The 8,921-nt window shown below is 71.1% G+C and carries 9 protein-coding genes and 1 riboswitch; of the genes, 5 read left to right on the top strand and 4 right to left on the bottom strand.

Annotation, left to right across the window (positions count from 1 at the left end; translation table 11 throughout):
- The first annotated feature begins 71 nt into the window (after nt 1-71).
- The 5 genes from rlmN (at nt 72) to EHS43_RS28885 (ending at nt 5,867) form a co-directional block, all read left to right on the top strand.
- The gene (gene rlmN / locus EHS43_RS28865) at nt 72-1,178 is read left to right on the top strand and encodes a 23S rRNA (adenine(2503)-C(2))-methyltransferase RlmN (RefSeq protein ID WP_125193662.1); all 1,107 of its coding nucleotides are present in this window, start codon (nt 72-74) and stop codon (nt 1,176-1,178) included.
- A 23-nt stretch (nt 1,179-1,201) separates the two neighbouring features.
- Nucleotides 1,202-1,309: riboswitch (TPP riboswitch) on the top strand.
- Nucleotides 1,306-2,382, top strand: coding sequence for a thiamine ABC transporter substrate binding subunit (locus EHS43_RS28870; RefSeq protein ID WP_125193663.1), 1,077 nt, complete (start codon nt 1,306-1,308; stop codon nt 2,380-2,382). Its footprint overlaps the riboswitch before it by 4 nt.
- Entirely contained in the window at nt 2,358-4,028 is a 1,671-nt protein-coding gene (locus EHS43_RS28875; protein WP_125193664.1) for an iron ABC transporter permease, read from the top strand. The genes EHS43_RS28870 and EHS43_RS28875 overlap by 25 nt, the downstream gene beginning before the upstream one ends.
- Complete coding sequence (locus tag EHS43_RS28880; protein ID WP_125193665.1) at nt 4,028-5,053, top strand: ABC transporter ATP-binding protein; 1,026 nt, start codon at nt 4,028-4,030, stop codon at nt 5,051-5,053. The genes EHS43_RS28875 and EHS43_RS28880 overlap by 1 nt, the downstream gene beginning before the upstream one ends.
- A gap of 25 nt (nt 5,054-5,078) precedes the next feature.
- Nucleotides 5,079-5,867 carry a maleylpyruvate isomerase family mycothiol-dependent enzyme gene (locus tag EHS43_RS28885; RefSeq protein WP_125193666.1) on the top strand — a complete coding sequence of 263 codons (789 nt, stop codon included), beginning with the start codon at nt 5,079-5,081 and terminating at the stop codon, nt 5,865-5,867.
- Nucleotides 5,868-5,928: 61 nt separating this feature from the next.
- On the opposite strand, the gene EHS43_RS28890 is transcribed toward EHS43_RS28885, so the two are convergent.
- From EHS43_RS28890 to EHS43_RS28905, 4 genes are all read right to left on the bottom strand, one after another.
- Nucleotides 5,929-6,627 carry an LAETG motif-containing sortase-dependent surface protein gene (locus EHS43_RS28890; protein WP_260470758.1) on the bottom strand — a complete coding sequence of 233 codons (699 nt, stop codon included), beginning with the start codon at nt 6,625-6,627 and terminating at the stop codon, nt 5,929-5,931.
- A 147-nt stretch (nt 6,628-6,774) separates the two neighbouring features.
- Complete coding sequence (locus tag EHS43_RS28895) at nt 6,775-7,896, bottom strand: LOG family protein (RefSeq protein WP_125193668.1); 1,122 nt, start codon at nt 7,894-7,896, stop codon at nt 6,775-6,777.
- Between the two features lie 36 nt (nt 7,897-7,932).
- Nucleotides 7,933-8,352, bottom strand: a complete 420-nt coding sequence (locus EHS43_RS28900) for a VOC family protein (protein ID WP_125193669.1) — start codon at nt 8,350-8,352, stop codon at nt 7,933-7,935.
- An 85-nt stretch (nt 8,353-8,437) separates the two neighbouring features.
- On the bottom strand, nt 8,438-8,921 hold a 484-nt coding region (locus EHS43_RS28905), incomplete at its 5' end, for a hypothetical protein (protein WP_125193670.1).

Raw genomic sequence — 8,921 nt, forward strand, 5'->3', positions numbered from 1 at the left:
CCCCACAGGTGACCACCCCCACCCCGCTCCGGCCTGGGCTCCCGCCGTTGATCTGCCACACTGGAAGGGTTATGCCTGCACCCGGAGAACTCACTTTCGTCGCCCCCCGCGGAGCCAAGAAGCCGCCGCGGCATCTCGCTGACCTCACGCCTGCCGAGCGCAAGGAGGTCGTGGCCGGGATCGGGGAGAAGCCGTTCCGGGCCAAGCAGCTCTCGCAGCACTACTTCGCGCGGTACGCGCACGACCCGGCGGAGTGGACCGACATCCCGGCCGGCTCGCGCGGCAAGCTGCAGGAGGCGCTGCTTCCCGAGCTCATGACCGTCGTACGGCATCTGTCGACCGACCAGGGGACCACGCGCAAGACGCTGTGGCGGCTGTTCGACGGGACGCTCGTGGAGTCCGTGCTGATGCGGTACCCGGACCGGGTGACCATGTGCATCAGTTCGCAGGCCGGGTGCGGGATGAACTGTCCGTTCTGTGCGACGGGACAGGCGGGGCTGGACCGGAATCTGTCCACCGCCGAGATCGTCCACCAGATCGTCGACGGGATGCGGGCGCTGCGGGACGGAGAGGTGCCGGGCGGGCCCGCGCGGCTGTCCAACATCGTCTTCATGGGGATGGGCGAGCCCCTCGCCAACTACAAGCGCGTGACCCAGTCCATCCGCGCGCTCACCGATCCCGCCCCCGACGGACTCGGGCTGTCGCAGCGCGGCATCACCGTGTCGACCGTCGGGCTCGTGCCGGCCATCCACCGGTTCGCCGACGAGGGCTTCAAGTGCCGGCTCGCGATCTCCCTGCACGCCCCCGACGACGAGCTGCGCGACACCCTCGTCCCGGTGAACACGCGGTGGAAGGTGCGCGAGGTCCTCGACGCCGGGTTCGAGTACGTGGAGAAGTCCGGGCGGCGGCTCAGCATCGAGTACGCGCTCATCCGGGACATCAACGACCAGGCCTGGCGCGGTGACCGGCTCGGGCGGCTGCTCAAGGGCAAGCCCGTGCACGTCAACCTCATCCCGCTGAACCCCACCCCGGGGTCGAAGTGGACGGCCTCGCGGCCCGAGGACGAGAAGGCGTTCGTCGAGGCCATCGCCGCCCATGGTGTGCCGGTGACGATCCGGGACACCCGTGGTCAGGAGATCGACGGGGCCTGTGGTCAGCTCGCGGCCACCGAGCGGTAGTCTGACGGTCGTACGTACATCTTCATATCCGACAGGGGAGCGCCACAGCGCTGAGAGTGCGGCAATCGGGCCGCAGACCCTCTGAACCTCGCCCAGGTCATTCTGGGTAGGAAGTTCGGTCATCACCGTGAACAACAAGAAGTTCTTCGCTGCCGTCGTCGGCCTCGGTCTGGTCACGCTGTCCGCGTGCGGATCCTCGTCCGACGACGGCACCGGCTCCGCATCCAGGACCGTCACCCTCGTCAGCCACGACTCCTGGGCCGTCTCCAAGAACGTCCTCGCCGACTTCGAGAAGAAGTCCGGGTACAAGGTGAAGGTCCTGGAGGACGGTGACGCCGGGCAGGCCGTCAACAAGGCGATCCTCACCAAGGACAACCCGCAGGGCGACGTCTTCTTCGGCGTCGACAACACCCTGCTCTCCCGCGCGCTCGACAACGGCCTCTTCCGGTCCTACGAGGCGAAGGGCGCCGACCGCATCAAGGCCGAGTACCGCGTCGACCAGGACAAGCACCGAGTCACGCCCATCGACACCGGCGACATCTGCGTCAACTACGACAAGGCCTGGTTCACCGAGCACAAGCTCCAGCCGCCGACGTCGTACGACGACCTGGTCAAGCCCGCCTACAAGAACCTCCTCGTCACCGAGAACGCCTCCACCTCCTCGCCGGGCCTCGGTTTCCTGCTCGGGTCCGCCGCGCAGTACGGGGACGACGGCTGGCAGGGGTACTGGAAGAAGCTCAGGGCCAACGGCGTCAAGGTCGTCGACGGCTGGGAGCAGGCCTACAACGAGGAGTTCTCCGGGTCGGCCGGCGGCAAGAAGGCCAAGGCGGACCGGCCGCTCGTCGTGTCGTACGCCTCCTCGCCGCCCGCCGAGGTGATCTACGCCGACCCGAAGCCGAAGACCGCGCCCACCGGTGTCGCCGACGGCACCTGCTTCCGGCAGGTCGAGTACGCGGGACTGCTGAGCAACGCGAAGAACAGCAAGGGCGGCAAGGCGTTCCTGGACTTCCTGCTCACCAAGGAGTTCCAGCAGGACATGCCGCTCAACATGTTCGTCTACCCCGTGGTCGAGGGGGCCGCGGTGCCGGCCGAGTTCACCGCGTACGGTCCGCAGGCCAAGGACCCCGAGACCATGGACCCGGCGAAGATCGCCGACCACCGTGACGACTGGGTCAAGTCATGGACCTCGCTGGTTCTGAAGTAAGGCCCCGCAAGTCCTTCCCCCACGCGGCGGCGCGGCTCGGACTCGTGGCCGTGCCCGTCGCGTTCTTCGCCGTCTTCTTCGCCTATCCCGTCGCCGCGATCGTCACGCGCGGACTCAAGGCCGGCGGGACCTGGCGGTTCGGCAGGATCACCGAGGTCCTCGCCCAGCCGGACATCCGGCACGTGCTGTGGTTCACCACCTGGCAGGCGCTCGCCTCCACCGTGCTCACGCTCCTGATCGCGCTCCCCGGCGCGTACGTCTTCGCGCGCTTCGACTTCCCGGGCAAGCAGGTCCTGCGGGCCGTGGTCACCGTGCCCTTCGTGCTCCCGACGGTCGTGGTCGGTACGGCCTTCCTGGCGCTCGTCGGCCGGGGCGGACTGCTGGACGAGTGGTGGGGCGTACGGCTGGACACCACCGTGTGGGCGATCCTGCTCGCGCACGTCTTCTTCAACTACGCCGTCGTCGTACGGACCGTCGGCGGGCTGTGGGCCCAGCTGGACCCGCGGCAGGAGGAGGCCGCGCGGATGCTGGGCGCGTCCCGGCTCAGGGCCTGGCGCACGGTCACCCTGCCCGCCCTCGCGCCCGCGGTGGCCGCCGCCGCGCTGATGGTCTTCCTGTTCACGTTCACCTCCTTCGGTGTCGTGCAGATCCTCGGCGGGCCGACCTTCTCGACCCTGGAGGTCGAGATCTACCGGCAGACCTCCGAGATCTTCGACCTGTCCACGGCCGCCGTGCTGACCCTGATCCAGTTCGCCGCCGTGGGCGCGGTCCTCGCCGTGCACGCCTGGACCGTACGGCGCCGGGAGAGCGCGCTGCGGCTCGTGGACGCGTCCGTGACCGCCCGCCGGCCGCGCGGCGCGGGGGAGTGGGGGCTGCTGGCCGGGGTCGTGGGCTGCGCAGCCGTCCTCCTGGTGCTGCCGCTCGCGATACTGGTGCAACGGTCGCTCGGCGCCGCCGACTTCGGGTACTACCGGGCGCTCACCCATGACGACGGCGGGGTCTTCCTCGTCGCGCCGATCGAGGCCGTCGGGAACTCCCTGGAGTACGCCCTCGCCGCGACCGCCATCGCGGTGGCGGTCGGAGGGCTCGCGGCGGCCGCGCTCGCGCGACGGGACGCGGGACGGATCGTACGGGGCTTCGACGCGCTGCTGATGCTGCCGCTCGGGGTGTCCGCGGTGACCGTCGGCTTCGGGTTCCTGATCTCCCTCGACGAGCCGCCGCTGGACCTCAGGCAGTCCTGGATCCTGGTGCCGCTCGCGCAGGCGCTGGTCGGGGTGCCGTTCGTCGTCCGGACCATGCTGCCCGTGCTGCGGGCCGTCGACCACCGGCTGCGGGAGGCCGCGGCCGTGCTCGGGGCCTCCCCCTGGCGGGTGTGGCGGGAGGTCGATCTGCCCATGGTGCGGAGGGCGCTGCTGATCGCGGCCGGCTTCGCCTTCGCCGTGTCGCTGGGCGAGTTCGGCGCGACCGTGTTCATCGCTCGCCCCGACAACCCGACGCTGCCGGTCGCGGTGGCCCGGCTGCTCGGGCGGGCCGGGGACCTCAACTACGGCCAGGCGATGGCCCTTTCGACGATCCTGATGGTGGTGTGCGCGGTGGCGCTGCTGGTGCTCGAACGGCTGCGGACCGACCGGACCGGGGAGTTCTGATGCTGCTGAGCCTCGCGGACGCGACGGTCCGGTTCGGCGGGCGGGCCGTGCTCGACGGGGTCGGCCTCGATGTCGCCGAGCACGAGATCGTGTGTGTGCTCGGGCCCAGCGGGAGCGGGAAGTCGACCCTCCTGCGGGCGGTGGCCGGACTCCAGCCGCTGGACGCGGGGCGGGTGTCGCTCGACGGGCGCGACCAGGGCGGGGTGCCCGCGCACCAGCGCGGGGTAGGGCTGATGTTCCAGGACCATCAGCTGTTCCCGCAGCGGGACGTGGGCGCCAACGTGGCCTTCGGGCTGCGGATGCACGGCGTCGGTAAGGAGCAACAGGACGAGCGGGTGCGGGAGTTGCTCGACCTCGTGGGCCTTCCGGGCGCCGCCCGGCGGGCCGTCGCCTCGCTCTCCGGCGGTGAGCAGCAGCGGGTCGCGCTGGCCCGGGCGCTCGCGCCCCGCCCCAGGCTGCTGATGCTCGACGAGCCGCTCGGGCAGCTGGACCGGTCGCTGCGGGAGCGGCTCGTCGTCGAACTGCGGGAACTGTTCGGGCGGTTGGGCACCACCGTGCTCGCGGTCACCCACGACCAGGGGGAGGCCTTCGCGCTCGCCGACCGGGTCGTGGTGATGCGGGCGGGGCGGATCGCCCAGTCCGGTACGCCTCTTGAGGTGTGGCAGCGGCCCGCGGACGAGTTCGTCGCCCGCTTCCTCGGCTTCGAGAACGTGGTCGAGGGGACGGTGACGGGGGAGGCGGCGGACACCGTGTGGGGCAAGGTGCCGGTGCCTCCGGGAGCCGCCCAGGGGGTGCGGAGCCTGCTGGTGCGGCCCGCGGGAGTGCGGCTCGTGGCGGCCGACGAGGGGCTGCGCTGCACGGTCGGCGCGCGCACCTTCCGGGGCACGCATGTCGCCGTCCGGCTGCACCCCGTGGAAGGCGACGGGCCCCGCCTGGAGGCCGCGTGTGCGCTGCGTGCGGCGCCGGAGGTCGGGGACGCGGTCGGGGTGGAGTTCGACCCGGCCGAAATCGTGGTGCTGGGCTGACCGGGGCACACCTACAGTGCGGGGCATGACGCTGCTTCCGCACGACCGCTACTGCGACGAGATCGCCCACCAGGTCGGCCTGTTGAGGACCGTGGTGACCTCCGGGGCCGATCTGTCCGCGAGGGTGCCGACCTGCCCTGACTGGTCGCTGGAGCGGCTGGTGCGGCACACCGGTGGCGCCCTGCGCTGGGTGGAGCTGATGGTGCGGACCCGGGTGCGGGAGGAAGTGCCGGAGGACCAGGTGCCGTCGGGGGAGGGGCCCGACGACGCCGGTGATCTCGACGCGTGGCTCGCCGAGACCGGCGAGATGCTCGTCGCCACGCTCCGCGCGGCCGGCCCGCAGGCCGCGGTGTGGTCCTGGGCCGGCATTCCCACCTCGGGCTTCTGGGCCCGCCGGATGACCCACGAGCTCACGATCCACCGTGCCGACGCCACGCTCGCTGCCGGCATGCCGTACGAGGTCGATCCGGAGGTCGCCGCCGACGCGATCGACGAGTGGCTGCAGATCGTCGCGTTCGTGCAGCGGACCATGCCCCACGACGAGGCGGCGCAGCTGCGCGGGCCGGGCCGCAGCATCCACCTGCACGCCACGGACGGGACCCCGCGGCTCAACGCCGAGTGGATCGTCGAGTTCACCGAGGACGTCATCGCCTGGCGCCGCGGGCACGAGAGGGCGACCGTCGCGCTGCGCGGGCCGCTGAACGCCGTGCTGCTCGCCTTCTACCGCCGCCTGCCGCTGGACAGTCCCGAGCTGGAGGTGTTCGGGGAGCGGGAGTTGCTGGAGTTCTGGCTGGAGCGGGCCACGTTCGGGTGAGGACATGGTCGTGGCCCGCCCCCTGAAGGGGACGGGCCACGAACGTCGTTCAGGTGCGGTGTCAGCGGCTGCCGGCGCCGCGACGGCGGAGGCCGAAGAACACCGCGCCGCCGCCGAGGGCGACCAGGGCGATGGCGATCCCGGCGATCAGACCGGTGTTGGAGTTCGCACCGGTCTCGGCGAGGTTGGAGTCACCGGCCGCGGGCGACGGGGCGTTGCTCTCGGCGGTCGCCGGGGCGGTGGTGCCCTCGGAGGCCGACGGGGTCGGAGTCGGGGTCTCCTCGGCCGGGGTGCTGGCGGAGTCCGACGGGGTGGGCGTCGGCGTGGGCGTCGGGGTCGGCGTGTCCTCGGTCTTGCAGGCGGTCGCCGGGGTGGTCAGGTTGGGCTTGATGTCCTCGCCCTTGATGTAGGGCAGGGCCTCGACGTGGACGCGGTACTCGGCGTTGGGCGCCCAGTCCTCCTCGAAGGTGATGGTGGTGCCGGCCTTCGAGCCCTTCACCTTCTGCTCGCCGACCTTCTTCGCGTCGGCGCCGTTGTTCTGCAGGTAGACGGAGACGGTGGCCTCGACACCGCTCTTGTCCACGTCGGTGACGGTGATGACACCCTTCTCGCCGTCACACTTGGCCTCGGCGGAGAACTCCTTGATGTTGCAGGCAAGGGCGTTGCTGGAGGCACCGAGCACGATCGCGGTCGACGCGGCGGCGACGCCGAGGAAGCGCGCGGCGCGGGAGGTGCGGCGGGATATGGGCGTGAATGCCACGTTCATCCTTCACGGGGTGCGCAAATGCGGGGGGTTGACGAGATGGTGATGTGTCATCACCATCCCCACGAGTCTCACAGGTCTATAAGCGCTGCATAAGAAGTGTCAACGTGCAGGCACCCTACATCCGTTGGCTTTACCTTCTTATTACACAGTGAGACGTTTCAGCGCCTCCGGAGCCTCCTCGATCCGGTCAACGAGGGCTATTCGGGACTCCATCGGCCGCTCCCGCGCGAGCGCCTGGAGCAGCGGCCAGGTGGGCAGCTTCTCCGTCCAGTGCGCGCGGTTCACGAGCACCATCGGCGTCGGTTCGCCGCGCGACTCGTAGTAGTTGGGCGTCGCGTTGTCGAAGATCTCCTGCACGGTGCCGGCGGCGCCCGGCAGGAACACCACGCCCGCGTTGGAGCGGGCGAGCAGGCCGTCCTCGCGGGTGGCGTTGGCGAAGTACTTGGCGATGTGCGAGGCGAAGGCGTTCGGCGGCTCGTGCCCGTAGAACCAGGTCGGGATGCCGACGGAGGGGCCGCCGCGGGGCCAGCGGGCGCGGACCTCGAAGGCGGCGCGCGCCCAGTCGCTGATCGAGGGGGTGAACGAGGGCGCCTTGGCGAGGAGTCGGCACGCCTCGTCGAGCATGGCGTCCTCGAAGGGGGCCGCGTGGGCGCCGAGGTTGGCCGCCTCCATCGCGCCCGGCCCGCCGCCGGTGGCCACGGTGAGTCCGGCGCGGGCCAGTTCGCGGCCGAGGCGCGCGGCACCGGCGTACTCCCGCGTGCCGCGGGCCATCGCGTGGCCACCCATCACCCCCACGACCCGTGTGCCGCGCAGGAGTTCGTCGAGGGCGTCGGAGACGGCGTCGTCGTGGATGGAGCGGAGCATCGACGCGTAGATGTCGCCGTCGGCCTTGGTCCGCTGGAACCAGGCGTAGGCGAGGGCGTCGGGCGTCTGCTCGTACCCCTTCTCCAGTCCGTCGAACAACTCCTCGGGGGAGTAGAGCAGTCCGCGGTACGGGTCGAAGGGCAGGTGCGGGACGGGCGGGAAGACCAGCGCGCCGTCCGCGCGGAGTTTCTCCGCGGCGCTCTCGCGCATCGGGCAGCCGAGGAAGACGGCGCCCGAGGTGTCCGTGGCCAGCAACTCCTTGGTCCGGTCGGTCAGATCGACGGACTGGACCCGGAAACCGGTGAGGGTGCCGCGGGCCGGTACGACCGCGTCGAACTCCTCCAGCGTCTCGATCTCACGGTCGTCGTGGTGTGCCGCGTGGGCGGGGCTCGTCTGCACCCGCCCATGCTCGCACGCCGCGTTCCGGCCCCGGGGTCAGCCCTGGATCGCCGCCGGGTCCATCCAGACGACCTCCCAGCCGTGGCCGTCCAGGTCGTTGAAGGAACGGCCGTACATAAAACCCTGGTCCTGCACGTCGTCGTTGGCCGTGCCGCCCGCGGCCACCGCCTTCTCGACCAGCTCGTCCACCTTCGCGCGGCTCTCGGCGCTCAGACAGAGCAGCACCTGGCTGGTCTTCGTGGCGTCCGCGATCTCCTTCTGGGTGAAGGTCGCGTAGAACGGCTTCGTGAGCAGCATCACGACGATCGTCTCGCTGATCACGACGGAGGCGGCTTTGTCGTCGCTGAACTGTTCGTTGAGCGTGTAGCCGAGCCCCGTGTAGAACTTCTTGGCGGCGTCGAGGTCGTTCACGGGCAGGTTGACGAAGATCATCTGCTGGTAGGCGGGCGCGGTCATCGGAGTCTCTCCCATCGGGTGCGTGCTGTACGCAGGGGTAGACGGGCGTCGGCGGCACAACTCATCGCTGCCACGGGACTTTTCTTCAGCCGGTCAGGGGCAGGGCCGCCAGCTCGGCCACGACCAGGGTCAGCGGGCCGAAGACGGCCAGCAGGGCGCCGGCGCGCAGGGCCGCCGCGCTGCGGAGCATCGTCGCGGGGGCGCCGAGGCGGACGAGCGCGGCCGTGGTGTCCGACCGCGCGTGCTTGGCCTCCACGGCGGCGGTGAGCAGCGTGGCGGTCGTGCAGCTCGTCACGAGGAGCAGTCCGAGGGTGGTGAGGGGGCCGACCTCGGGCCCCGTCGTGTCGTACAGGGTGGCCATGGCGTAGGCGCCGGAGGCCACCGCGCAGACGATGCCCAGGGGGCGGCCGATCCGGGTGGCCTCGGCCATGAGGACGCGTCCGGCCAGGAGGCGCAGGGCGCCGGGCCGGGTGGACTGCAGGAGACGGCCGCACAGGTGGGTGAGGCCGGGGCCGGCGACCGCCAGGCCCACCGCGGTGAGCAGCCAGCCGATCAGGACGGAGGGGGCG

Origin of the sequence: Streptomyces sp. RP5T (assembly GCF_003933965.1) — a bacterium.
In the GTDB taxonomy this organism is placed as follows: Bacteria; Actinomycetota; Actinomycetes; order Streptomycetales; family Streptomycetaceae; genus Streptomyces.

What these genes read in the sequence shown, in the direction of transcription:
- rlmN (WP_125193662.1), top strand. Translation starts at nt 72, where the DNA reads ATGCCTGCACCCGGAGAACTCACTTTCGTCGCCCCCCGCGGAGCCAAG.
- EHS43_RS28880 (WP_125193665.1), top strand. Translation starts at nt 4,028, where the DNA reads ATGCTGCTGAGCCTCGCGGACGCGACGGTCCGGTTCGGCGGGCGGGCC.
- EHS43_RS28875 (WP_125193664.1), top strand. Translation starts at nt 2,358, where the DNA reads ATGGACCTCGCTGGTTCTGAAGTAAGGCCCCGCAAGTCCTTCCCCCAC.
- EHS43_RS28900 (WP_125193669.1), bottom strand. Translation starts at nt 8,352, where the DNA reads ATGACCGCGCCCGCCTACCAGCAGATGATCTTCGTCAACCTGCCCGTG.
- EHS43_RS28885 (WP_125193666.1), top strand. Translation starts at nt 5,079, where the DNA reads ATGACGCTGCTTCCGCACGACCGCTACTGCGACGAGATCGCCCACCAG.